The organism is Ornithinimicrobium sp. (assembly GCF_035267225.1).
GTDB lineage: Bacteria > Actinomycetota > Actinomycetes > Actinomycetales > Dermatophilaceae > Ornithinicoccus.
Genome location: NZ_DATFMA010000073.1, coordinates 1 through 22,800 on the forward strand (window position 1 = coordinate 1; position 22,800 = coordinate 22,800).

Here is a 22,800-nt window from a genome sequence, read left to right on the forward strand (position 1 = left end):
CGGGTGGTCCACCCCGCGGTGGCGCGAGCGTGCAGGTACGCCGCGTAGACCACGAAGATGACGAACGTCCAGACCTCCTTGGGGTCCCATCCCCAGTAGCGACCCCAGGCCTGCTCGGCCCAGGTGGCCCCCACGATCAGCGTGAACGTCCACAACGGGAACGCCACCACGTGGATCCCGTACGTCATCCGCTCCAGCGACTCGGCGGGCGGCAGCGCACGGCGCCAGCCGGTGACCTCGCCCCCGCCCGTCGGCCCCGCGGCCCGCGACTCCGCCGTGTCGCGAAGCAGGTACAGGGTCGCGGTGGCGAAACCGATCAGGCACAGCCCCACGGCCAGTGTGGCCATGCTCACGTGGATGACCAGCCAGATGCTCTCCAGCGAGGGCAAGAGCTGTGAGGCCTCGGTGTACCAGGCCCGGCGCGCCAGACCGAGGATGAGCAGCACCGGCCCGGTCACGAACAGGCCCAGCCACAGCCGGTCCCGACGCAGGCTCCAACCGCAGTAGATGACCAGGGCGAAGCAGCAGGCGACGAGGGCGAACTCGTACATGTTCCCCAGGGGGGCTCGCTGGACGGACAGGCCCCGCAGCGCGGTGCTGGCCACGAGCACCAGGGTGGACAGCAGCGTGACCTGCAGCCCCACCACTCCCCAGCGCCGAGACGGCGCCTGTTCGGTGACCTCGCCCTCCCCGTTCGAGCCGGGTGACCGTGGTCGGTCCCGATCGGTGCCCGGGCTGGAGGGCGCGGGCGGGGCGCTGCCGCGGCCGGCGAGCGCGGTCTCGGCCGGGCGTACCGAGGACGAGGGCCGAGCTGCGGCGGCATGCACCGCCAAGTGGGCTGCGAAGGCCAGCATCGCCACCGCCAGCAGCACGATGGTGACCCAGACTCCGATGTCCGAGGCCACTGCCAGGGTGTCGTTCCTCATCCACTGCCCTCTCGTCGTGCTGCCGGCTCGCGGTCCATGGTTCTCACCTCGTCGGCGGAGGTGATCTCCGCCGCCAGCTGCTCGACCAGGGACTGCAACCCGGGGTCATGGTCCTTGACCAGCGCGGCCACCTGCACCGTCACTCCAGTATGCCGGGTCGCCCCGTCGAGCGTGCCCGCGCCCCGGTCGCCGGTGACGCGCACGAAGACTCGGCGCCGGCGCACGCCCAGCATGAGGACCAGGCCGACCAGGGCGGTCACGGAGCTGATGAGGACGGGCAGCCGGCCGGGATCGTGCCGGACGACCAGACCGCTCCAGCGCACCACACCGTCGAGGGTGACCGTGCCTCGACCCTGCGGGAGGGTCGCCGTCTCCCCCGGGGTGAGCAGCATCCGGGTGGGATCGCCATCGGAGTCCAGGACGGGCTCCATCCCCGCCGTGTCCAGGACGTACACCGACTGCGCTGCTCCCCCGGGAAAGAGGTCGCCCTCGAAGACGCCGATGGCCAGCTTGGGGTCGACCAGGTCGGGGAAGTCCGAGGTCGGCCCGCGCTCGTCGATGCGAGCGGTCGGAAGGAACGCGCCGTAGAGACCCAGCTCCGGCTTGGCGCCGGCGACCTTGACGGCGCCGGTGGAGGTGTAGTTGTCGTCCTGCGGCAGGAACGGCACGGCGTCGGAGAAGAGAACCTGCCCCGAGGAGTCGCGCACCGTGACCACCGGGGCGTAGCCGTTGCCGAGCAGGTAGACCGAGGCTCCGTCGACCGACAGCGGGTCGTTGACGGCCAGCCGCGCGGTCTCCGGTGTCGCCCCCGGCCGGGGGACGGTCGTGACCTCCGCCGAGAACTCGCGGGGCGCTCCGAACTGCGCCCCCTGCGCCTCGGTCTCGAACGAGACCGTCATCTCGTCCAGGCGTAGCTGGAAGGGGGCCAGCTCGTTCTCGCCCACCCAGGGGCCGGGCTGCAGGGTGTCGTACTCGGCAGCCGCTGAGGTGAAGTTCTCCCCCACCGGCAGGATGACCTCGCCCCGCCACCCCCACAGGTGGCCGACGGCGACCGAGACGATGACCCCCAGCAGCGCCACGTGGAAGACCACGTTGCCGGTCTCCTTCAGGTATCCGGTCTCCGCGGAGACGTCGAACCCCGAGCCCGCCTCGACCCCGGCGTCCTTCACCGCCACCCGGTAGCGCCGGCGCCGCAGCACCTCCTGCGCGCGCTGGCGCAGCTGCCCGGTTTCCAGGCTCGAGCTGTCGCCGGCCAGGGTGAGGCTGTGGTGGGCGGGAAGCCGCTCCAACCGGCGGGGCGCCGACGGTGGCTGCGCCCGCATCGCAGCCACATGCTGCCGCGTCCGTGGCACGACGCACCCGATGAGCGACACCGCCAGCAGCAAGTAGATCCCGGAGAACCACGGGGAGGAGAACACGTCGAACATCCCGAGACGGTCCAGCCACGGGCCGAGGCGAGGGTTCTGCTGCAGGTAGGCCGTGACCTGGGCCGGGTCCACGCCGCGCTGCGGCCAGATCGAGCCGGGTACCGCCGCGACCGCGAGCAGCAGCAGAAGCAACAGGGCCGTCCGCATGCTGGTCAGCTGGCGCCACGTCCAGCGCGCCCACCCCCGCAGGCCCAGGGCCGGCCCCGCCATCACAGCGCGGTCTCGAACGAGGCGACGAGCTGCGTCTGCACCCACGCCATGGCCATCCCCCATACCCCGCTGACCATGAGCAGGCCGAGCGCCACGAGCAGCACCCCGGAGGCCCGCTGGATCGCCAGGTGGTGCCGCCGGAGGACCTCCGAGACACGCTGCACCCAACCCAGACCGCCCGCGATGGCCAGGAACGGCAACCCGAGCCCGGCGCAGTAGGCGACCCCGAGCAGCAGGGCCCGGGTCGAGACGCCTTCCTGGGGAGCGAGCGTGGCCCCGAGCGTCTGGATCGCCGCGAGCGACGGGCCGGTGCACGCGGTGAAGCCCAGCCCGAACACCACCCCCAGCAACGGTGCGCCGAGCAGCCCCGCGGCCGGTCGCCACCGCGGCTGCCAGCCCGAGCCGGCCGCCCCGAGCATGAACGCGCCCAGCGCCAGCACGACGACACCGCCCAGGCGCAGCAACAGGTCCTGCCGCGCGTTCAGCGCCTGGCTCACCGAGGAGACGACGACACTCATGGCCAGGAAGACGCCGCTGAAGCCGCACACGAACAGGGCCGCCCCCAGCACCAGCCGCGGCCGGTCACCTGCGCCGGGTGTCGAGTCGGGCGCCATCCCGCTGACGTATCCGAGGAAGCCGGGTACCAGGGGAAGCACGCAGGGGGAGGCGAAGGAGACCAGCCCGGCGGCGGCGGCGAGGGCCATGGCCGCCAGCAGCGGGCCGCTCAGCACGATCTCACTCACTCGACGACGACTCCTGGAGTACGTCGTCGACCAGGCTCTCCAGCGTGCTGGCGTCGACCTGGCCGAGCACCCGGGCCGCGACGAGACCGGAGCGGTCCAGCACCAGAGTGCTCGGGCGAGCGTTGGCCAGGCCCTTCAGCTGGGTGAGGGTCTGGCCGCCGTCGTCCTCCAGCGAGGGGTACTCCACGTCCTTCGCGCGCTGGAAGGCCAACGCCGTCGGCACACTGTCGCGGTGGTTGACCCCGATGAAGCGCACGGGCTCGTCGGCGTCGGTGAACTGCGCGTACACCTCGTTGAGGTCGGGCGCCTCGGCCTGGCAGGGACCGCACCAAGAGCCCCAGACGTTGATCACGAGCACCTCGCCCCGCGCCTGCTCGGACGACCAGTCCTCACCCTCCAGGGTCTGGCCCGAGAGCGCGATCTCGGTCTGCCGGTCCTGCGGCCCGATCACCGTCACGCTGCCGTCACCGGCGATGTAGTTCTTGTCGTCCCCCGCCCGGGCCTGCTCGGCGATGCTGTTCTCGCCGCCCCCGCAGCCGGACAGGAGCAGACCCGCCAGCAGACCCAGCAGCACGGCGACGGCAACGCGACGCTCCCGTCGGTTCCTCCTGCTCATGCCCCCGCGCCCGGGCGGGCAGCAGCCAGAAGATGACCGGCGGGCTCGGCGTACGACACCTCCACCGGGTCGTCACCCTCGTAGCGCACCGAGGTGACCGAGGCGAGGGTGCATTCGCGGCGCCGCGGGTCGTGCCAGAGACGGCGTCCCTCCAGCTGCCGGCGCAACGTCCAGACCGGCAGCTGGTGCGAGACCACCACCGCTTCGTGACCCCGCGCCTGCATCCGCGCGGTCGTCAGCGCGGCCATCATGCGGGTCGCGATCTGACGGTACGGCTCCCCCCAGCTGGGCCGGAAGGGGTTGCGCATGAAGGCCCAGTGCTGGGGCTGGTGCAGCACGCCGCCACTGGCCACCGTGGTGCCCTGGAAGTGGTTGGCGGCCTCGACCACCCGGGCGTCGGTCCGCACCGCCAGGCCGTGTCGGTGCGCGATCGGCTCGGCGGTCTCCTGGGCCCGCTCCAGCGGAGAGGCCACGACGTGGACGATGTCGCGGGGGGCCAGATAGTCGGCCGTCACCTCGGCCATCTGCCGTCCCAGGGGAGAGAGGTGGAAGTCCGGGAGCCTTCCGTAGAGCACACCCTCGGGGTTCTCCACCTCGCCGTGCCGGATGACGTGCACGGTCGTTGTCACGGCCGCCACTGTCATGGCCTCATCTTCGCACTGCCGGCTGAGCGATCTCTGCGGCGCTGTCCTCGATCGCCCGCACGACGTGCTCGAGCGCCTCCTCGTCGTGGCTCGCGCTGAGGAACCAGGCCTCGAAACAGCTGGGCGGCAGATGGACACCGCGGCGGAGCATGGCGTGGAAGAAGGCGGCGAAGCGCTCGGTGTCCTGGTCGGCCGCATCGGCGAACGTGTGCACCGGCTCGTCGCGGAAGAACACGCTGAACATGGACCCGGCCCACTGGATCCGGTGCGGGATCCCGTGGCGGGTGAACGAGTCGGTCACCGCCGCGGCCACGGTGGTCGCCGCGCGCCCGAGCCGCTGGTACATCTGCGGCGTGCACTCGCGCAGGGTTGCGAGTCCGGCTGCGGCCGCCACCGGGTTCCCGGACAAGGTTCCCGCCTGGTAGACGGGACCGTGAGGCGCGAGCACCGCCATGACCTCGGCACGCCCCCCGAACGCCGCCGCCGGGAACCCCCCACCCATGACCTTGCCGAAGGTCATCAGGTCAGGCGCCCCGTGCTCGTAGGGCCCTTCGAGGCCGTACCAGCCCGACGGACCACAGCGGAACCCGGTCATCACCTCATCGGAGATCACCAAGGCACCGTGCGCGTGGGCGAGCCTGAGGATGCCCTCGGTGAATCCCGGGTCGGGAGGCACGACGCCCATGTTCCCGGCGGCCGCCTCGGTGATGACGGCGGCGATCTTGTCGCCGTGCTCGGCGAAGGCCGCCTCGAGGGCGGCGAGGTCGTTGTACGGCAAGACCATCGTGTCGGCCGCGGCGGACGGAGGGACCCCCGCGGAGTCCGGCAGGGCGAAGGTCGCCAGGCCGGAACCGGCGGAGGCCAGGAGTGCGTCGACGTGTCCGTGGTACAGCCCGGCGAACTTCACCATGACCGCGCGGCCGGTGTAGCCCCGGGCCACCCGCACGGCGCTCATCGTCGCCTCGGTTCCGGAGCTGACCAGGCGCACCTGGTCCACCGGCGGCACCCGCCCGACGATCTCCGCGGCCAGCAGGGTCTCGGCCTCGGTCGGAGTGCCGAAGCCGAAGCCTCGGCCGGCGGCCTGTGTGACGGCCTCGAGCACCGTGGGATGGGCGTGCCCGAGGATCATCGGCCCCCAGGAGCAGATCAGGTCCACGTAGCGGTTTCCGTCGACGTCGGTCAGCCATGGCCCTGCGGCCGAGGCCATCACGCGCGGCGTGCCCCCCACGGAGCGGAAGGCGCGCACGGGGGAGTTGACTGCGCCGGGGATGACGTGTGCGGCGTGTTCCAACAGGGCACGGGAGCGGTCGGTGACGTCGGTCGGCATATTGTCCAGTGTCCCACCCGCCAGCTCACCCGGACAGCGCGGGCGCCCGGGCTCGGGTTACAGCGCCCTGGTGCCCTCGGGCGAGGAGATACTCGCCGCCGCCTCCATCACCCGTTCCATCCGGGTGCCCATCACCAGCAGCTCCTCCCGGCTCATCTGGTCCAGGAAGGCCAGGCGCACCGTCTCGATGTGCAGCGGCGCCAGCTCCTGCACCAGGTGCAGGCCGGCGCGGGTCAACGACACCTCGACGCCCCGCCCGTCGTGCGCGATCCGGGACCTCTGCACCAGACCCATCCCCTCCAGGCGCTTCACCGCATGCGTCAACCGGCTGCGCGACTGAACCACCAGCTCGGCGAGGGCGGACATCCTGAGGCGCTCGCCCGGAGCCTCGCTGAGCATCGACAGGGCCTCGTACTCCGCGAGCCGCACACCGGTGCCGGTCAGCCCCGTCTCCATTGCGACGATGAGCGACCGGTACCCCCGCAGACACGCCCGCCACGCTCGCTGCTCGTCGTCGTCGAGCCACCGAGGGGTGGAAACCCCCTCTTCCAGGGTCGCTGAGAGCCCGCGCGCCGTCGCGTCGTGCTCATTCGCCATGGTTCCGATCCGTGCGGTCGAGAAGGCGGCAAGCATAGTCGGCGTAGTAGGTCAACACGAACTGCGCCCCCGCCCGCCGGATCGAGGTCAGTGCCTCCAGCACGGCCGCCTCACGGTCCAGCCACCCACGGTCGACCGCCGCTTCGAGCTGCGCGTACTCACCCGACACGTGGTAGGCGGCCACGGGTACATCACTGGTGGCGGCCACGTCGGACAGGACGTCGAGGTAGGGCAACGCGGGCTTGACCATGACCATGTCGGCGCCCTCGCTGAGGTCCAGGTCGAGCTCGCGCCTGGCCTCGGTCCGGTTGGCCGGGTCCTGCTGGTAGGTCGCCCGGTCCCCGGTCAGGCTGGAGGCCACCGCCTCGCGGAACGGGCCGTAGAACGCCGACGCGTACTTGGCCGTGTAGGCCAGGATGGCCGTGTCGGTATGGCCGGCCTCCTCCAGAGCCGCGCGGACGGCCGCCACCTGGCCGTCCATCATCCCCGAGGGCGCGACGACGTCAGCCCCGGCGCTGGCCTGGGCCAGGGCCATCTCGGCGTACCGCTGCAGGGTGGCGTCGTTGTCCACCCGGCCGGAGTCGTCCAGCACTCCGCAGTGCCCGTGGTCGGTGAACTCGTCCAGACACAGGTCGGACATCAGCACGGTGGTGTCACCGAGGTCGGCCCGTAGCCGGCCCAGGGCCCGGTTCAGCACCCCGTCCGGCGCGTCCGCCCCGCTGCCCCGGGAGTCGCGGCGGGTGGGCACGCCGAAGAGCATGAGGCCACCGACCCCCGCCACGGTGGCATGCTCGGCCGCGCGCCGCAACGAGTCGAAGCTGTGCTGGTAGACGCCGGGCATCGAGGTGATCGGCACCGGCTCCCGGTTGCCCTCGGCCACGAACATCGGCAGCACCAGGTCACTGGGATGCACCCGCGTCTGGCGTACGAGGCTCCGGACCGCGGGACCCGTGCGCAGACGCCGCGGTCGCTGCGCCGGGAAGCTCACGCGCGCGCCTCAGAGCGGCCTCGGGACACCCCGTTCCGGCGCTCGCTGGGACGCTGGACCGGCAGACCCTGCGCTGCGTAGCCGTCCGCCAGGTCGGTCGCGTGAGCCGCGAGCGCGTCGACCAGCGACTCGGCCGAGGCGGTCGGCGCCACCACATCGACACTCAGTCCGTGCTCCTCGGCCGTCTTCGCCGTCGCAGGGCCGATGCACGCCACCACCGTGCGCGGATGGGGCTTGCCGGCGATCCCGATGAGGTTGCGCACCGTGGAGGAGGAGGTGAAGCACACGGCGTCGAAGGCGCCACCCTTGATCGCCTCGCGCACCTCGGCGGGCGGCGGGCTCGCGCGCACGGTCCGGTAGGCGGTGACGTCGTCCACCTCCCATCCCATGTCCTGCAGACCCGCGATGAGCGTGTCGGTGGCGATGTCCGCCCGCGGCAGCAGCACCCGGTTGATCGGGTCCAGCACCTCGTCGTACGGCGGCCAGACCTCCAGCAGCCCTCTCGCGGAGTGCTCGGAGGTCGGCATCAGGTCGGGCACCAGACCCCAGTCCATCAACGCATCGGCCGTGGCGCCGCCCACGGCGGCGATCTTCAGCCCCGAGAACGCGCGCGCGTCCAGACCGACGGCGGTGAACTTCTCGCGCACCGCGCGCACCGCGTTGACCGAGGTGAAGCCCACCCACTCGTACCGGCCCGTCACCAGCCCCTTGATGGCCTTGTCCATCTGCTGCGGGGTCCGGGGCGGTTCGACGCTGATGGTGGGCACCACCGACGCGGAGGCGCCGTAGGAGGCCACCCGGTCCACCATCCCCCCGGACTGCTCCTTGGTCCGCGGGATGATCACCTTCCAGCCGAACAGCGGCTTGGTCTCGTACCAGGACAGCTCGTCGCGCAGGTCCACCTGCGCGCCGACGACGGCCACCGTCGCTTCGGGGGCACGGTCGTCGGCCAGCGCCTCGAGAGCGAGGGCCAGCGTCGTGACCTCGGTGTGCTGGGTCACCGTGGTTCCGTGCTCGGTGAGCGCCACCGGAGTCGCCGGGTCCCGGCCGGCGTCGACCAGGCCGGCGAGGGTGCGCCGCAGGTCACCGGCGCACCCGAGCACGACCACCGTCACCACGTCGGAGACCGACAGCGAGTAGTCGATCTGGGCGTCCGATCCGTCGATCATGTGCAGCTCCTGGCCCGTGTTGGAGCCGGTCAGCGGGACGCCGGCGTACATCGGGACCGACCAGGCGGTGCTGACCCCGGGCACGATCTCGAACGGAACCCCGGCGCGGTGACATGCCGAAGCCTCCAGGGTCAAGCCGTTGAAGGCGCTGGGGTCACCGTCCATCAGGCGCACCACGAGCACCGAGGGGTCAGCGACCTCCGTGGCCGTGGAGACGACCAGGTTGGCCTGGGAGTTGGCGCTCAGCTCACGGCCGCAGGGCCGGCGCGACCCGTCGACGAACTCGACGTCGGGGCTGGCGTAGGCGCGGACGCGTTCCGCCAGGTCGAGGCTGTCGAGGACGATGATGTCCGCGCGCGCCAGATAGTCGCGCCCCCGCACCGTGAGCAGCCCGGGGTCCCCCGGCCCGGCCCCCACGAAGGCGACGCGCGCGCACGGGTTGGGCGAGAGGCGTGGGGCAAGAGTCTTTGGGGCATCGATGTGCGTAGTCACGATTCACGCTCCGTTACGAGGATCGGTTCTGACGGTTCGGCAAGAATCTGTTGCAGCAGCTGGTCGGCCAGGTCGCGACCGAGCGAGGAGGGGTCCGCACCCACCGCGCTTGCCTCGGCGACCAGACCACCCAGCCCGACCCACCCCTGCAGCGCCAGGCCTTCGGCGCCGGCGGTCGCCAAGGCGGCGACCGGCGCCGTGCACCCGGCCTCGAGGCGGGCGAGCATGGCCCGCTCGGCGGTGACGCAGGCACGGGTGATGTCGTCGTCCAGGGCGGCGCAGGCGGCGAGGACGGATCCGTCCCGCTCGCTGAGGTCGTCGCCGGTATCGCCGTCGCGGCACTCGATGGCGAGGGCGCCCTGCCCGGGGGCGGGCAGCATCTCGTCGAAGCCGAGCACGTGGCTGACCTCGTGCTCCCGCCCCAGTCGCGCCACTCCCGCCGCCGCGAGCACCACGGCGTCGACCTGGCCGGTCGCCACCTTCGCGATCCGGGTGTCGACGTTGCCGCGGATGTCCTGGATGCGTAGGTGCGGGTGCCGTGCCGAGACCTGCCCGGCTCGTCGTGGGGAGCCGGTCCCCACGCTCGCTCCCGCGGGAAGCTCCGCCAACGGCGCCCCGGAGGCACTGAACACCACGTCGCGGGCATCCTCGCGCTGCGGGATGGCGGCCAGGGTGAGCCCCGGGTAGGGCGCCACGGGCAGGTCTTTGAGCGAGTGCACCGCGAGGTCGACCTCGCGACGCACCAGGGCCGAGCGCAGGGCGGAGGCGAACACGCCGGTCCCGCCGATCTGGGTCAGCGGTTGGTCGCTACGGTCGCCCTCGGTGGAGACGAGCACGATCTCGACGTGTTCCCCTGCGGCCCGCAGACGCTCGGCCACCGCGTGGGCCTGCGCCCGGGCGAGGGCGCTAGCCCGGGTCCCGAGTCTCATCGCACACCGTCCGGGCCGAGCGCCGGTGGGGTGGTGACCGCCACGGCGTCGCGGGGGTCCAGGTCGAAGAGCTCGCGCAGCACCCGCGCGTAGTCCTCGGCCTGGTCTTGAGCGTGCTTCTCCTTCACCCGCACGGTAGGGGTGTGCAGCAGCTTGTCGACGACCCGGCTCACGCTGCGGCGGACCTCGGCGCGAGCCGCCTCGTCCATCTCGGGCAGTCGCTGCTCGAGACGCGCCATCTCCTCCTGAACCAAAGCGCCCGCTTGCGCCCGGAGCGCAGCCACGGTGGGGGCCACCTCGTGCGCCCGCCGCTCGGTCAGGTAGGCCGCCACCTCTCCGGTGACCAGGTCCTCGACCTCACGGACGACCGGTGAGCTGTCGTCCTGCATCAGGCGGCGGGCGTGGAGGTCGGCCAGGCCGCAGCGCCGGATCCCCGGCAGGTCGCCGACCCGGGGGTCCACGTCGCAGGGCAGAGCCAGGTCCAGGATGGCCAGGTCCGGGAGCGATCCGTCGTGGCGACGCTCCCGCGGACGGGACAGGTCGGCCACGTCGATGACCGGCTCGGTGGCGCCGGTACAGGTGACGACCAGGTCCACCGCACCGAGCTGTTCGGCCAACCGCGACCACGGCACGCTGCGCCCGTGGTGTCGAGCGGCCAGAGCGGAGGCCTTGGCCGGGTCCCGGGCGACCACGCACAGCTCTGCTACTCCGGCCCGCGCCAGGGTTGCCGCAGCGACCCCGGACATCGCGCCGGCCCCGACCACCAGCACTCGGGCGCGCTGCAGGTCGGGCACCGCGAGCTCGTGCAGTCCCAGATGCACCAAGGACTTCGCCACCGAGTCCAGCTCGGTCTCGGCATGCGCACGCTTGCCCACCCGCAGAGCGTGCTGCAGCAAAGGGTTGAGCTGGCCGGCGACCGTGCCGGCGTCCTGGGCTCGCGCCAGTGCCTGGCGCAGCTGACCCAGCACCTGCGGCTCGCCCAGGGCCATCGACCGCAGCCCGCACGCCAGCGAGAACAGGTGATGCACAGCCCGGTCGTCGTAGTGGACGTAGAGGCTGCCTCGCAGCGTCTCCTCCTGCCTGCCGCTGACCTCGGCCAAGGCGGTCGCGATGTCGTTCACCGCCCCGTGGAAACGGTCCACCGCAGCGACGACCTCGACCCGGTTGCAGGTCGTGAGCACGAGGAACTCGCCGACGTCGACCGAGGCGAGAAGGCGGGCAGAGATCGACTCGCCCGGTCGCTCCTGCAGCCCGATCCGCTCCAGCAGGGCCAGGTCCGCGCTCTCGTGCGACAGGCCCACGATCAGCAGGCTCATCGGGCCGTCTCCGCCGCCGCGGGGGCCGGTGCTGTCGTCGGTTCCCCTTCGCCCGCGGCTGCAGCCGTCGAGGGCCGACGCTGCGCGTGGAACGCCAGGATCTCCAGCTCGGTGGACAGGTCGACGGTGCGCACGCCCACCCCCTTCGGCACGTGCAGGTGGGTGGCGGCGAAGTTGAGGATGGAGTGGACACCCAGACCGACCAGGGCTTCGGCCACCCCGTCGGCGCCGGCAGCGGGGGTCGCGATGACCCCGAAGTCCAGCGTGATCGCGGAGGCCACGAGCTCGTCGAGGCTCTGTACGCGCAGACCCCCGACGGTCTCACCGACGACCTCGGGGTCGTCGTCGACCAGAGCCACGATCCGGAACCCGGCGTTGGAGAAGCCGCGGTAGGCCACGAGCGCCCGGCCGAGATGGCCCATGCCCACGATGGCCACGGGCCAGTCTCCGAGGAGCCCGAGCTCGGCCCCGATCTGGTCGTGCAGCTGCGCCACGTCGTAACCCACCCCACGCAGACCGTAGGAACCGAGGTAGGACAGGTCCTTGCGCAGCTGAGCGGGATGCACTCCCGTGGCCTCGGCCAGCTCCTGTGAGGACACGTAGGTCGCACCACGTTCGGCACAGTGGCTGAGGGCACGTCGGTAGGCGGGCAGGCGCGCCACACTGGCGTCCGGGACCCCTCGACGAGCAGGTTCAACGGTCATTGCGTCACCCACCTCCTCGTCGACTGGGCCGCGACCGGAGCCCGGGGGACGTTTCGGCGCGACCACCCCAGAATACGACTTTGTGAACGAATGCACAAAGTGATCGAAGGACTTCCTGCGCCGGCTCCGGACCGGCTGGTGGGTCAGGTCGAGGTCAGAGCCTCACGCAGCCGCTCGGGATCGACGGTGAAGTAGTCGTGCATCGTTCCGTCGACGAAGGTCACGGGCACCCACTCGCCGTAGCGTGCTCGGACCTGCTGGTCGCGCTCGGCCACCTCGTCGATGTCGACCTCGGCGTACCCCACGTCGCCCAGGGAGTCGCAGACGTCCGCAACGGCGCTGACCGCCCGGACACAGAGGTGGCAGCCGGGCCTGGTGAGCACGGAGATTCGTAGCGACCGTCCGCGGGCGTCGAGCTCCGGAAGCATCTCACCCACACCCGACCCGGCGTCATGGCCCGGCTTCGTCACGGTCGTCCCGACTCTACGAGCGCCGGCTTCCCGGTCGCTACTTCTTGTTGCGGCGCTGGTGACGGGTCTTGCGCAGCAGCTTGCGGTGCTTCTTCTTCGCCATCCGCTTGCGGCGCTTCTTGATGACTGAACCCATGACAGTGACCGAGTCTTTCGTGAGAGGAGCACCGCGAGCGATGCAGTGCTCGCCAGACTACCGGCGTGGGGCGTGGTGACCCCAATCGCGGCCCGTCTAGGCCGTGCCGTGGTAGGAGTCGCTCAGGTAGTCGTGGACGGCTTGCCGAGGCACTCGGAAGGAGCGGCCCACCCTGACCGCCGGCAGCTCGTTGTTGTGCACCAGCCGGTACACGGTCATCTTCGACACACGCATCAACGCGGCGACTTCGGCCACCGTCATGAAGTTCATGTCCGCCACCTGACGGTCCTCGCCCATGGAGGCTTCCTCATCTCGTCGTCTCCTCAGAGGCGGCGCGTCCTCACGTCGACGCGCGCGTCCCCTCGTGGGGTAACCATAGGTGCAGACGTGACCGTTGCGAAACCGCCCGTGCCCGATCTGTCCAGCCTGACACGCCGTCACAATGCGTCTGTGACCGAGATCACTCCTGCTTGCGGTGGTCTAGTCGAAGAACGGGTCCAACCCCCACCCGGGGAAGACGGCCCGACGTGTGGCCATCACCGAGCTGTCGACCGGGTCGTCCGGGTTGTAGCCCTCCTCCCACGCTCCGTACTCGATCGCGGCGCCCCCGCGGTCGCCCATCGTCGCGGGTGCGTTCACCCCGCACACTCGCCGCACCATCTGCTGCCACTCCGAGGGGATGGCGGCATCCAGCCCCACCGGTCGGTGTCCGGCCAGGCCGACCAGATGTGACCAGGCGCGCGGCACCACCTGCACGAGCTCGTAGCCACCGCCGCCGAGGGCGACCCACCGGCCCTCGCACTCGCGGTGGGCCAGCTCGTGGACCCACTCCTGGGCTGTGCGCATGCCGTCGATCGTCAGGCTCAGGTGAGCCAACGGGTCGTCGCGGTGGGAGTCGCATCCGTGCTGGCTGACGATCACGTCCGGCGAGAAGGCGCCGAGGAGGGCCGGAACAACGGCGGCGAACGCGCGCAGCCACCCCCGGTCGTCGGTCTCGGGCGGAAGGGCGACGTTGACGGCGCTGTCCGGAGCGCCCGGGCCACCGGTGTCGCCGGCGAACCCAGTGCCGGGGAACAGCATCCGCCCGGTCTCGTGCAACGACACGGTGAGCACGCGTGGGTCGTTCCAGAAGATGGTCTCCACCCCGTCACCGTGGTGCACGTCGAGGTCGAGATAGGCGACTCGCTCGGCACCGTGCGCGAGCAGGTCGAGGATCCCAGCGGCGACATCGTTGTAGACGCAGAACCCGGACGCGCGCCCGGGCATGGCGTGGTGCAGCCCCCCAGCGATGTTCACCGCGTGTGGGACCTGCCCGGACCAGACCTGGCGGGCGGCCTCCACGGTGGCGCCCACCGCGAGGGCACTGGCCTCGTGCATGCCGCTGAACGCCGGGGTGTCCGAGCTTCCGATACCGAACCTGCCGTCGGCAGCGCCGGGGTCGGCGGAGAGGCGACGCACCTCCTCGATGAGCGCACCGGAGTGGATCTGCCCCAGCAGGTCGGTCTCGGCGGGGCGGGCCGGGCCCACGGTGACCTCCTCGTGGTCCAGCAGGCCCAGAGCCTGGCTCAAGGTGTGGGTCAGCTGCAGGCGCATCGGATGCATCGGGTGGCCGCGGCCGAAGTCATAGGCCGTGAAACGGTGGTCCCACACGATGTGAGCAGCGATCATGGAGGCACGCTAGCCGAGGTCCTCCCTCCGGGGGACCGTCACCTCGGCCACCGACGGCGCAAAGGATGAGGGCATGGCCAAGCACCAACTGTTCGACGAGGACGTCCTGGTCATCGGGCTGGGGCGCTTCGGTGCCGCCGCCGCGATGGAGATGGACCGGCTCGGTTACCGGGTCCACGCAGTCGAGCTCAACAGCAACGTCGCCGAGCGCTACGCCCGCAAGCTCATGCGCGTGCAGACCATCGACGCCACGAACCCCGAGGAGCTACGCAGCGCCAAGCCTCGGGACTTCCGAATCGCGGTGGTGGGCATCGGCACCTCGATCGAGGGCTCCCTGCTGACCGTGGGAAACCTGGTCGACCTCGGCATCCCCTCGATCTGGGCCAAGGCGATCAGCGCGGAGCATGCCCGGCTGCTCGAGCGAATCGGTGTGCACCATGTGATCTTCCCCGAGGCCGAGTCCGGTGGGCGGGTCGCTCACCTGGTCAACGGCAAGATGGAGGGCTACATCGAGTTCGAGGACGGGTACGCCATCGTCAAGATGCGCCCCGCTCAGGAGATGATCGGGTTCACCCTCGGCGAGACCGACATCCGCAAGCGCTACGGCGTCACGGTGGTCGGGGTGAAGGCTCCGGGCGAGGACTTCATGCACGCGCTGCCCGAGACCAAGGTGGGCCAGCACCACATGATGATCGTCTCCGGACTGAGCAAGTACATCGAGCAGCTGGCCGCTCGCCCCTAGTCCAGCGAGCGTCGTCAGCTACAGGCTGGTCGGGATCTCCCCCGTCGAGCTGCTCAGCGGCAGGACCATCGCCATCTCCTCGGCGTCCTCCTCCTCGGTGTCGACACCCCTGATCCGGACCGGCCTGCGGTTGTCCGTGGGCCGGAACCCGAAGCTGCTGGCGAAGGCGACGGCTCGCCCGTTGTCGGTGCCCACCCAGTAGACCAGGTGCCTCATCTGACTCTCCCGCGCGGTGCGTGCAGCCGCTTCGAGGAGGCGGCGGGCGACCCCGGTGCCCCGGGCGTCCGGTGAGACCCAGAGACCGAACAGCTCACCCACGGACTCGTCGGCGGTGTGCTCCGACCCGACACTGACCACGCCCAGGGGATCACCGTCGCGTTGGGCCAGCAGACGGTGCGAGCGCCGCATCCGGTCGCGCCAGCGCTCGTCCCCGTACTCGGCCTCCTCCTCGGCGGACGCGACGAAGGCCTCCGGTGACTCTTTCAGCGCGCGCAGCCTGGTCCGGCGGTACTCGGCCCAGTCCTCTTCGCCCAGTCGGCGCACGCTGATCTCTGCCATGCGCATACTGTGGCACAGGTCGCGGCCCCTGCTCACCGTGCGAGATGAAGATCCGGTGACGTCGACCGTCCCCGACGCGGTCTGCGCGGCAGGGCTATCCCCCGGCCGAGAGCTCGCCGGAGCGACGGGCGGCGGCCTCGATCGCGGTGACGAACGCGGCCCGCACCTTGTGGTCGTCCAGGTGCCGCAGTGCCGTGACGCTGGCCCCCCCGGGGCTGGAGACCTGCTCACGCAGCACCGTCGGGTGCTGGCCGGTCTCGCGGATCATGCTGGCGGCGCCGAAGAGCGTCTGCACGGTCAGCTCGGTGGCGCTGACTCGAGGCAGGCCCAGCAGGACACCGGCCTCAATCATCGCCTCGACCACGTAGAAGATGTAGGCCGGACCACTGCCGCTGAGGGCGGTGACGGCGTCCAGATGGCGCTCGTCCAGGGTGGCGACGGCACCCACCGTGCTCAACAGCGACTCGGCACTGGCGGCGTGCTCCACCCCGCAGTGCCGGCCTCGAGCCAGCACGGACATGCCCTGGTCGACCAGCGCCGGCGTGTTGGGCATCGCCCGCACCACCGACACCCCGTCGGGCAGCCGTGACTCCAGGTAGCCCGTGCTGATCCCGGCGGCGATCGAGATCACCAACGCCCCGGGGTGCACCTCGGCGGCGACCTCGTCCAGCAGCCCGCCCATGTCCTGGGGTTTCACCGCCAGGACCAGGACGTCGGCAGCCCGCGCCGCCTCGCCCGGCTCGCCGGCCTGCACCCCGTGCTCATCGGCGACCTCACGCGCACGCTCGGCCACCTTGTCGCTGACGGTGATCCCGTGCGGGTCGTGACCGGCCCGCACCAAGGCGGAGAGCAGCGTGGAGCCCATCACCCCCGCACCGAGGATGGCAATGCCCACGGCGCTCAGCCCGTGGTCAGCACAGAGCGCGCGAAGAACGCCATGTTCGCCGGCCGCTCGGCCATCCGGCGTACGAGGTAGCCGTACCACTGGTCGCCGTAGGGGGTGTAGACCCGCACCCTCGAGCCGTCGGCGACCAGACGCTTCTGCTCGTCAGGACGGATGCCGAGCAGCATCTGGTACTCGAAGCTGTCGGCGGACCGACCCGTACGGTCGGCGAGGGCGCCGGTGATCTCGACCAGGCGTGGGTCGTGGCTGGCCACCATCGGATAGCCGTCCCCGGCCATGAGCACCTTCAGGCACCGCACGTAGGACTTGTCCACGTCGGACTTGTCCTGGTAGGCGACGGACTCCGGCTCCGCGTAGGCACCCTTGCACAGCCGCACGCGGCTGCCTTCGTGAGCCAGGTCCCGGCAGTCGGACTCGGTGCGGTGCAGGTAGGCCTGGACCACCGCACCGACCCACGGGAAGTCCTGCCGCAGCTCGCGCAAGCTCTGCAAGGTGGCGTCGGTGGTGCTGTGGTCCTCCATGTCCAGGGTCACCGTGGTGCCTGCGTTGGCCGCCGCCCGGCAGATCTCCCGGGCGTTCTCCAGGGCGATGTCGTGCCCTTCGTGGCCCAGCGCCTGGCCCAGTGCGCTGAGCTTGAGGCTGACCTCGACCCGCCCGTCCGCCGTCAGACCGCGCGCGGACAGCTGCTCGAGCAGGTCCAGGTACTGCTGCTTCGTCTCGGTGGCCATCTCGGCGTCGAGAGTGTCCTCCCCGAGGTAGTCGATGGTCACCATCCGCCCCGAGGAGGCCAGCTCCTCGGAGACATCGGTCACCGCGTCGTTGTCGGCACCGGCCACGAAGCGGTTCACCACACCGCGGCTGATCGGGGCCTTCTCGATCGCGTTGCGGAGCGAGTCGTGCTGGCTGACCTCCAGCAGTCCGCGGCGGAGCAGGGGCGAGGGGTCCAGGACACCAAGGTTCATGAAGGTCAGGCTACGCGCTCGGGCCCGGGGCCGCACTCGCCGGTCACGCTCCTCCTCCTCGGCCCGCGGTCAGGGGCCGGTGCCCGGTTCGCTCAGATGCCTCCGGGTGAAGGTGAGCGCCTCCTCCAGGTCGACCTCGCGCTGGACCCGGTCCATCTTGCGGGTGCCCACCTCCAGGCTCACCACCCCCGGGTAGCCGGTGTCCACCAGGTGCCGCAGCACCTCCGCGCAGCGCTGGGTGCCGCGGCCGGGCACCAGGTGCTCGTCCTTGAACGTGCCGGTGCTGTCGCCGAGGTGGACGTGGGCCAGGCGCGAACCCAGGCCGCGCACCATGCTGAGCGCGTCCTGACCCGCCGTCCCCGCGTGCGAGATGTCGAAGGTGATGGCCTCGTAGTCCTCGTCGGTGGGGTCGTGGTCGGGAAGGTAGGCCTGGATCGAGGCACCACGCACGCGCCAGGGGAACATGTTCTCCACCGCGATCCGGATGCCGCTGCGCGCGGAGCGCCGCGCCACGCCGGCGACGAAGCCGCGGGCGTACCGCTCCTGCCAGCGGAACGGCGGATGCACCACCACGACGGGGGCCCCCACCTCCTGAGCCAGGATGAGCGAACGGTCGATCTTGCCCCAGGGGTCCCAGCCCCACAGACGCTGGCTCAGCAGCAGGGTCGGCGCGTGGATCGCGCCGATCGGCAGCCGGTGCAAACGCGAGAGGGCGAGCAGGGGCTTGGCCTCCTGGGTCACCTCATCGCTCCAGACCATCACCTCGATGCCGTCGTAGCCGAGCCGCTCGGCGAGGTCGAAGGCGTAGCCCGGCCCCTCGGGGTATACCGAGGACGTGGACAGGTGCACCGGGATACGGCGCATCTCAGGTGCGGGCACGCGCTGTCCCGGTCATGGCCGACACAGTAACCCCCGCGGCGACACCTCGCTGAGTCGCCACGTCAGGGCTGTCCGCACGAGGCGCGACGTGCGGAGCCTGTCGGCGGGGCCGCCTACCCTGTCGCTCATGCCCGCAGCCTCCCGAGCCGCCTCGGCCAAGTCCAGTCCCGCGTACGTGTGCACCGAGTGCGGATGGCGCGGCGTCAAGTGGGTAGGCCGGTGTCCCGAGTGCCAGGCCTGGGGCAGCGTCAGCGAGCAGGCGGCGCAGACCGGGCCGCGTACCGCCCCGCGGCCGCCCGCCAGCGCGGCCGTGCCGATCGACCAGGTCAGCGCCGAGCCGGCCCGCGCCCGTAGCACCGGCGTCGCGGAGTTCGACCGCGTGCTCGGCAGTGGCCTGGTGCCCGGGGCCACCGTGCTCATGGCCGGGGAGCCGGGCACCGGGAAGTCGACTCTGGCCCTCGACGTCGCCGCGCGGGCCGCGCGGGGAGGGGCCCGCGCGCTGTACGTCTCGGCCGAGGAGTCCGCGGCACAGGTCCGTCTGCGGGCCGAGCGCACCGGGGCGTTGACCGCCGGTCTCCTCGTGGCCGCGGAGACCGACCTCGCCGCGGTGCTCGGGCACCTGGAACGGGTGCAGCCCGACGTGCTGGTGGTGGACTCGGTGCAGACGGTGGCCAGCGCCGAGGTCGAGGGCGCACCCGGCCACGTGGGCCAGGTCAGGGAGGTGGCCTCGGCGCTCGTTCGGGCCACCACGACCCGCGGTGTCTGCACGCTGTTGATCGGTCACGTGACCAAGGACGGATCCATCGCCGGGCCGCGCACGCTGGAGCATCTGGTGGACGTGGTGATGCAGTTCGAAGGGGATCGACACGCACGGCTACGCCTGCTGCGGGCGGTGAAGAACCGGTTCGGACCGACGGACGAGGTCGGGTGCTTCGACCTCGGCGGCGCGGGCATCGTCGGTCTGGCGGACCCCAGCTCGCTCTTCCTGACCAGCCGGGACGCCCCGGTGCCCGGGACCTGCGTCAGCGTGACCCTGGAAGGGCGGCGACCGTTGCTGGCCGAGGTTCAGGCTCTGCTCGGCCCGGGTGGCGCCGGGAGCGCGCGCCGCACCACCAGCGGCGTCGACTCCGCCCGCCTGGCCATGGTGCTGGCTGTGCTGCAGCGACGCGCGGGTCTGGACGTCACCGGGGCGGACTGCTACGTCTCCACCGTGGGCGGGGTGCGGTTGACCGAGCCGGCCGCCGATCTGGCGGTCGCGCTGGCCGTCGCCGGTGCCACGGTCGACCGTGCCTTGCCGCTCGGAACGGTGGCCTGCGGCGAGGTCGGCCTGGCCGGAGAGCTGCGTCCGGTCAGTGGCGTCCATCGTCGCCTGGTGGAAGCGGCTCGGATGGGGTTCCGGCACGCGGTGGTGCCGACCGGCTCCCTGCGCGAGACGCCGGCCCAGGCTGACATCCAGGTCACCGAGGCCGCCACCGTCGCCGAGGCCGCTGCGGCGGCCTTCGACCCGAGCGCCGCGCCATCTGCTCCCGGCCGAGGGCGGAACGGTCACGGGCACGAGCCACGGCGCCTGGCCGGCTCCCGTGGCAGGATCGGTCCCTGACGACACTCACGTCAGAGGGCGGCACCCCGGCGAGGCCTGGGAGTGCCCTTCACGAAGGATCGGGGCACGGTGGCACAACCGGACGAGGAGCTCATGCGGGCGACCCTGGCCGCGGTTGCGCCGGGAACCGAGCTGCGCGACGGTTTGGAACGCATCCTGCGTGGGCGCACCGGCGCCCTGATCGTGCTGGACGACAGTCCCGACGTGGTCGACCTGTGCACCGGAGGCTTCGAGCTCCAGGTGCCTTTCTCCGCCACCCGCCTGCGGGAGCTGGCGAAGATGGACGGTGCGATCATCCTCGACCGCGACGTCACGCGCATCGTCCGTGCTGCCGTGCAGCTCGTACCCGACTCGGACATCAAGACCCGGGAAAGCGGCACCCGGCATCGCACCGCCGAGCGCACCGCGAAGCAGACCTCGGTTCCCGTGGTCTCGGTGAGCCAGTCGATGTCGCTGGTCGCCGTGTACGTCGGGGACCAGCGCCACGTGCTGGACTCCTCCAGCCAGATCTTGTCGCGAGCGGACCAGGCGCTGGCGACCCTGGAGCGCTATCGAGCCCGGTTGGACGAGGTCGCCGGAACCCTGTCGGCGTTGGAGATCGAGAACCTGGTGACCGTGCGCGACGCCGCCTCCATGCTGCAGCGTCTGGAGATGGTGCGTCGGATCAGCAACGAGATCGCGCAGTACCGGGTCGAGCTCGGCACCGACGGCCGGCTGATCGGTCTGCAGCTGAGCGAGCTCGTCGGCGGCATCGGTCTCAGTCGTGAGCTGGTGGTCCGCGACTACGCCCATCAGGCCTCGACCGTCCGCAGCGAAGCCGACATCCTGCACAGCATCGACGCGCTCACCGCGACCGACCTGCTCAACCTCGGGGCGGTGGCGCGCTGCCTGGGATTCCACGGCTCCACCGAGTCGCTGGATACCTCGGTGTTCCCGCTCGGAGCCCGGCTGATCTCGCGCATCCCCCGGTTGCCCCCCACCATCTCCGACCGGCTCATCGACCACTTCGGTGGCCTTCAAGCGCTCCTTGCTGCCGGCATCGAGGACCTGACGGCGGTCGAGGGGGTCGGTGAGTGGCGCGCTCGGGTGGTGCGCGAGGGGCTGTCGAGACTGGCCGAGAGCAGCATCATGGAACGGTACGTGTGAGCCTGGGCGGGACCACCTCCTCGGACCTGCACGATGAGGTGGTGCGCTGGTACGACCAGCACGCCCGCCAACTGCCCTGGCGCGCGACGGACGTCTCGCCGTGGGCGGTGCTCGTCTCCGAGGTGATGCTGCAGCAGACGCCGGTCGCGCGGGTCGAGCCGGTCTGGCGCGACTGGATGCGGCGGTGGCCCACTCCGGCCTCGCTCGCCGCCGAGCCCGCGGGAGAGGCTGTCCGAGCCTGGGGCCGCCTGGGCTATCCACGCCGGGCCCTGCGCCTGCACGCCTGTGCGGTGCAGGTTCAGGCCAGGCACGGCGGTGAGGTTCCCGCCGAGGAGGCGCAGCTGAGGGACCTGCCCGGCATCGGGGCCTACACGGCCGCAGCAGTGGCCTCGTTCGCCTTCGGCGCCCGGACCCCGGTCGTGGACACGAACGTGCGCCGCGTGCTGGCGCGCGCGCTGAGCGCCCAGGCGCTGCCTGCTCCGTCGCTGACCCGGGCCGAGACCCGCCTCGCCGGCGAAGTCCTTCCCGCCGAGGCCGCGCTCAGTGTGCGATGGAACGTGGGCGTGATGGAGCTGGGCGCCCTGGTGTGCACCGCCCGCGCTCCTCAGTGTCAACGCTGCCCGATTCGCCGTCGCTGCGCCTGGGTGGCGCAGGGCCAGGCGCCCTACCGGGGCCCGGCGCGTCGCGCCCAGCGCTGGCACGGCACCGACCGGCAGTGTCGCGGCCGGCTGCTGGAGCTGGTGCGTCAGCACGACACCTGGCTGCCCTACGACGCCTTCGTCGCGGCCTGGCCCGACGACGACACCCAGCGAGAGCGTTGCCTGTCCGCCCTGCTGCAGGAAGGTCTTCTGGTGCGCTACGCCGACGTCCCGGCTCGGGACGAGCAGTCCCCGCCCCCGAGCGGGACGCTCGAGGACGGGGACTGGTACGGGTTCGCCACGCGCTAGCCGGCGAGGGTCACTCCGCGGAGCGCGCCTCCTCGACCGGCAGAGTGTCCGGCATGTCCGACTTCTGCGTTCCCGTGAAGGTGAACGCTTCCTCGCGCCCCTCGCCCTCGGTGTCGACCAGCACGATCTGGCCGGCCTCGAGCTCGGCGAAGAGGATCTTCTCCGAGAGCGCGTCCTCGATCTCGCGCTGGATGGCGCGGCGCAGCGGTCGCGCTCCGAGCACCGGGTCGTAGCCCTTCTTGGCCAGCAGCGCCTTGGCCGCCGACGTGAGCTCGATACCCATGTCCTTGTCCTTCAGGCGCTCGTCCAGACGCGCGACCATCATGTCCACGATCTGGACGATCTCGCTCTGGGTGAGCTGCGGGAAGACGATGGTGTCGTCCACACGGTTCAGGAACTCGGGTCGGAAGTGCTGCTTCAGCTCGTCGGTCACCTTGTTCTTCATGCGCTCGTAGTCACTGCGGGTGTCGTTGCCCGCGGAGAAGCCGAGCGAGACGCCCTTGGCGATGTCACGCGTGCCGAGGTTCGTCGTCATGATGATGACCGTGTTCTTGAAGTCGACCGCGCGGCCCTGGGAGTCCGTGAGCCGACCGTCCTCGAGGATCTGCAGCAGCGAGTTGAAGATGTCCGCGTGCGCCTTCTCGATCTCGTCGAACAGCACGACCGAGAACGGCTTGCGCCGCACCTTCTCGGTCAGCTG

General features: G+C 71.3%; 25 protein-coding genes. 4 read left to right on the forward strand and 21 right to left on the reverse strand.

Translation table 11 applies throughout. The annotated features are described in order from the left end of the window. The 16 genes from ccsA to VJ976_RS06800 all read right to left on the reverse strand — a co-directional run. The coding region (gene ccsA / locus VJ976_RS06725; protein WP_324099347.1) for a cytochrome c biogenesis protein CcsA at positions 1 to 926 on the reverse strand (926 nt) is incomplete at its 3' end. Next, positions 923 to 2,563, reverse strand: a complete 1,641-nt coding sequence (gene resB, locus VJ976_RS06730; RefSeq protein ID WP_324099349.1) for a cytochrome c biogenesis protein ResB — start codon at positions 2,561 to 2,563, stop codon at positions 923 to 925. The genes resB and ccsA, both read right to left, overlap by 4 nt. Then, positions 2,563 to 3,306, reverse strand: coding sequence for a cytochrome c biogenesis CcdA family protein (locus tag VJ976_RS06735; RefSeq protein WP_324099350.1), 744 nt, complete (start codon positions 3,304 to 3,306; stop codon positions 2,563 to 2,565). The genes resB and VJ976_RS06735 overlap by 1 nt, the downstream gene beginning before the upstream one ends. After that, a complete protein-coding gene (locus VJ976_RS06740) occupies positions 3,299 to 3,922 on the reverse strand; it encodes a TlpA disulfide reductase family protein (RefSeq protein WP_324099351.1) in 624 nt (207 codons plus the stop codon). Before VJ976_RS06740 ends, VJ976_RS06735 begins: the two co-directional genes overlap by 8 nt. Then, entirely contained in the window at positions 3,919 to 4,566 is a 648-nt protein-coding gene (locus VJ976_RS06745; RefSeq protein WP_324099352.1) for a histidine phosphatase family protein, read from the reverse strand. Before VJ976_RS06745 ends, VJ976_RS06740 begins: the two co-directional genes overlap by 4 nt. Before the next feature lie 4 nt (positions 4,567 to 4,570). Further along, positions 4,571 to 5,893: a glutamate-1-semialdehyde 2,1-aminomutase gene (gene hemL, locus VJ976_RS06750; RefSeq protein ID WP_324099353.1), complete on the reverse strand. Its 1,323-nt coding sequence runs from the start codon at positions 5,891 to 5,893 to the stop codon at positions 4,571 to 4,573. 57 nt (positions 5,894 to 5,950) lie between these two features. Beyond that, positions 5,951 to 6,490: a MarR family winged helix-turn-helix transcriptional regulator gene (locus tag VJ976_RS06755; RefSeq protein WP_324099354.1), complete on the reverse strand. Its 540-nt coding sequence runs from the start codon at positions 6,488 to 6,490 to the stop codon at positions 5,951 to 5,953. Beyond that, positions 6,480 to 7,478 carry a porphobilinogen synthase gene (hemB, locus tag VJ976_RS06760; RefSeq protein ID WP_324099355.1) on the reverse strand — a complete coding sequence of 333 codons (999 nt, stop codon included), beginning with the start codon at positions 7,476 to 7,478 and terminating at the stop codon, positions 6,480 to 6,482. Before hemB ends, VJ976_RS06755 begins: the two co-directional genes overlap by 11 nt. After that, positions 7,475 to 9,139, reverse strand: coding sequence for a uroporphyrinogen-III synthase (locus VJ976_RS06765; RefSeq protein ID WP_324099356.1), 1,665 nt, complete (start codon positions 9,137 to 9,139; stop codon positions 7,475 to 7,477). The genes hemB and VJ976_RS06765 overlap by 4 nt, the downstream gene beginning before the upstream one ends. Next, entirely contained in the window at positions 9,136 to 10,068 is a 933-nt protein-coding gene (gene hemC, locus VJ976_RS06770) for a hydroxymethylbilane synthase (protein ID WP_324099357.1), read from the reverse strand. Before hemC ends, VJ976_RS06765 begins: the two co-directional genes overlap by 4 nt. Next, positions 10,065 to 11,384 (reverse strand): glutamyl-tRNA reductase, encoded by a 1,320-nt coding sequence (locus VJ976_RS06775; protein ID WP_324099358.1) that lies wholly within the window; start codon positions 11,382 to 11,384, stop codon positions 10,065 to 10,067. Before VJ976_RS06775 ends, hemC begins: the two co-directional genes overlap by 4 nt. Then, positions 11,381 to 12,088, reverse strand: coding sequence for a redox-sensing transcriptional repressor Rex (locus tag VJ976_RS06780; protein ID WP_324099359.1), 708 nt, complete (start codon positions 12,086 to 12,088; stop codon positions 11,381 to 11,383). The genes VJ976_RS06775 and VJ976_RS06780 overlap by 4 nt, the downstream gene beginning before the upstream one ends. 143 nt (positions 12,089 to 12,231) lie before the next feature. Beyond that, on the reverse strand, positions 12,232 to 12,558 hold the full coding sequence (locus VJ976_RS06785; protein WP_324099360.1) for a glutaredoxin family protein: 327 nt from the start codon (positions 12,556 to 12,558) through the stop codon (positions 12,232 to 12,234). A 37-nt stretch (positions 12,559 to 12,595) separates the two neighbouring features. Continuing rightward, positions 12,596 to 12,694, reverse strand: coding sequence for a 30S ribosomal protein bS22 (locus VJ976_RS06790; RefSeq protein ID WP_003792170.1), 99 nt, complete (start codon positions 12,692 to 12,694; stop codon positions 12,596 to 12,598). Between the two features lie 96 nt (positions 12,695 to 12,790). Further along, complete coding sequence (locus VJ976_RS06795; RefSeq protein ID WP_324099361.1) at positions 12,791 to 12,991, reverse strand: helix-turn-helix domain-containing protein; 201 nt, start codon at positions 12,989 to 12,991, stop codon at positions 12,791 to 12,793. 183 nt (positions 12,992 to 13,174) lie between these two features. Then, positions 13,175 to 14,362, reverse strand: a complete 1,188-nt coding sequence (locus VJ976_RS06800; RefSeq protein WP_324099363.1) for an acetoin utilization protein AcuC — start codon at positions 14,360 to 14,362, stop codon at positions 13,175 to 13,177. Positions 14,363 to 14,435: 73 nt separating this feature from the next. Here VJ976_RS06800 and VJ976_RS06805 point away from each other — a divergent pair, with 73 nt between their 5' ends. Then, the gene (locus VJ976_RS06805; RefSeq protein WP_324099364.1) at positions 14,436 to 15,104 is read left to right on the forward strand and encodes a TrkA family potassium uptake protein; all 669 of its coding nucleotides are present in this window, start codon (positions 14,436 to 14,438) and stop codon (positions 15,102 to 15,104) included. Between the two features lie 18 nt (positions 15,105 to 15,122). Here the strand turns inward: VJ976_RS06805 and VJ976_RS06810 are convergent, their stop codons facing one another. The 4 genes from VJ976_RS06810 to VJ976_RS06825 all read right to left on the reverse strand — a co-directional run bounded on the left by VJ976_RS06810 (position 15,123) and on the right by VJ976_RS06825 (position 18,407). After that, positions 15,123 to 15,662 (reverse strand): GNAT family N-acetyltransferase, encoded by a 540-nt coding sequence (locus VJ976_RS06810; RefSeq protein ID WP_324099365.1) that lies wholly within the window; start codon positions 15,660 to 15,662, stop codon positions 15,123 to 15,125. Positions 15,663 to 15,756: 94 nt separating this feature from the next. Continuing rightward, the gene (gene proC, locus VJ976_RS06815) at positions 15,757 to 16,557 is read right to left on the reverse strand and encodes a pyrroline-5-carboxylate reductase (RefSeq protein ID WP_324099366.1); all 801 of its coding nucleotides are present in this window, start codon (positions 16,555 to 16,557) and stop codon (positions 15,757 to 15,759) included. 5 nt (positions 16,558 to 16,562) lie between these two features. Then, on the reverse strand, positions 16,563 to 17,528 hold the full coding sequence (locus tag VJ976_RS06820) for a proline dehydrogenase family protein (protein WP_324099367.1): 966 nt from the start codon (positions 17,526 to 17,528) through the stop codon (positions 16,563 to 16,565). Positions 17,529 to 17,597: 69 nt separating this feature from the next. Further along, complete coding sequence (locus tag VJ976_RS06825) at positions 17,598 to 18,407, reverse strand: sugar phosphate isomerase/epimerase (protein ID WP_324099368.1); 810 nt, start codon at positions 18,405 to 18,407, stop codon at positions 17,598 to 17,600. A gap of 127 nt (positions 18,408 to 18,534) precedes the next feature. Here VJ976_RS06825 and radA point away from each other — a divergent pair, with 127 nt between their 5' ends. From radA to VJ976_RS06840, 3 genes are all read left to right on the forward strand, one after another. Beyond that, a complete protein-coding gene (radA, locus tag VJ976_RS06830; protein WP_324099369.1) occupies positions 18,535 to 20,007 on the forward strand; it encodes a DNA repair protein RadA in 1,473 nt (490 codons plus the stop codon). A 93-nt stretch (positions 20,008 to 20,100) separates the two neighbouring features. Further along, positions 20,101 to 21,153, forward strand: a complete 1,053-nt coding sequence (gene disA / locus VJ976_RS06835; protein WP_324099371.1) for a DNA integrity scanning diadenylate cyclase DisA — start codon at positions 20,101 to 20,103, stop codon at positions 21,151 to 21,153. After that, complete coding sequence (locus tag VJ976_RS06840) at positions 21,150 to 22,100, forward strand: A/G-specific adenine glycosylase (RefSeq protein WP_414693583.1); 951 nt, start codon at positions 21,150 to 21,152, stop codon at positions 22,098 to 22,100. Before disA ends, VJ976_RS06840 begins: the two co-directional genes overlap by 4 nt. Positions 22,101 to 22,110: 10 nt before the next feature. Here VJ976_RS06840 and VJ976_RS06845 read toward each other — a convergent pair. Further along, the coding region (locus VJ976_RS06845) for an AAA family ATPase (protein WP_324099370.1) at positions 22,111 to 22,800 on the reverse strand (690 nt) is incomplete at its 5' end.

What these genes read in the sequence shown, in the direction of transcription:
- VJ976_RS06820 (WP_324099367.1), bottom strand. Translation starts at nt 17,528, where the DNA reads ATGAACCTTGGTGTCCTGGACCCCTCGCCCCTGCTCCGCCGCGGACTG.
- hemL (WP_324099353.1), bottom strand. Translation starts at nt 5,893, where the DNA reads ATGCCGACCGACGTCACCGACCGCTCCCGTGCCCTGTTGGAACACGCC.
- VJ976_RS06745 (WP_324099352.1), bottom strand. Translation starts at nt 4,566, where the DNA reads ATGACAGTGGCGGCCGTGACAACGACCGTGCACGTCATCCGGCACGGC.
- VJ976_RS06780 (WP_324099359.1), bottom strand. Translation starts at nt 12,088, where the DNA reads ATGACCGTTGAACCTGCTCGTCGAGGGGTCCCGGACGCCAGTGTGGCG.
- VJ976_RS06740 (WP_324099351.1), bottom strand. Translation starts at nt 3,922, where the DNA reads ATGAGCAGGAGGAACCGACGGGAGCGTCGCGTTGCCGTCGCCGTGCTG.
- resB (WP_324099349.1), bottom strand. Translation starts at nt 2,563, where the DNA reads ATGGCGGGGCCGGCCCTGGGCCTGCGGGGGTGGGCGCGCTGGACGTGG.
- VJ976_RS06775 (WP_324099358.1), bottom strand. Translation starts at nt 11,384, where the DNA reads ATGAGCCTGCTGATCGTGGGCCTGTCGCACGAGAGCGCGGACCTGGCC.
- hemC (WP_324099357.1), bottom strand. Translation starts at nt 10,068, where the DNA reads ATGAGACTCGGGACCCGGGCTAGCGCCCTCGCCCGGGCGCAGGCCCAC.
- VJ976_RS06795 (WP_324099361.1), bottom strand. Translation starts at nt 12,991, where the DNA reads ATGGGCGAGGACCGTCAGGTGGCGGACATGAACTTCATGACGGTGGCC.
- radA (WP_324099369.1), top strand. Translation starts at nt 18,535, where the DNA reads ATGCCCGCAGCCTCCCGAGCCGCCTCGGCCAAGTCCAGTCCCGCGTAC.
- VJ976_RS06800 (WP_324099363.1), bottom strand. Translation starts at nt 14,362, where the DNA reads ATGATCGCTGCTCACATCGTGTGGGACCACCGTTTCACGGCCTATGAC.
- VJ976_RS06805 (WP_324099364.1), top strand. Translation starts at nt 14,436, where the DNA reads ATGGCCAAGCACCAACTGTTCGACGAGGACGTCCTGGTCATCGGGCTG.
- VJ976_RS06790 (WP_003792170.1), bottom strand. Translation starts at nt 12,694, where the DNA reads ATGGGTTCAGTCATCAAGAAGCGCCGCAAGCGGATGGCGAAGAAGAAG.
- VJ976_RS06755 (WP_324099354.1), bottom strand. Translation starts at nt 6,490, where the DNA reads ATGGCGAATGAGCACGACGCGACGGCGCGCGGGCTCTCAGCGACCCTG.
- disA (WP_324099371.1), top strand. Translation starts at nt 20,101, where the DNA reads ATGCGGGCGACCCTGGCCGCGGTTGCGCCGGGAACCGAGCTGCGCGAC.
- VJ976_RS06810 (WP_324099365.1), bottom strand. Translation starts at nt 15,662, where the DNA reads ATGGCAGAGATCAGCGTGCGCCGACTGGGCGAAGAGGACTGGGCCGAG.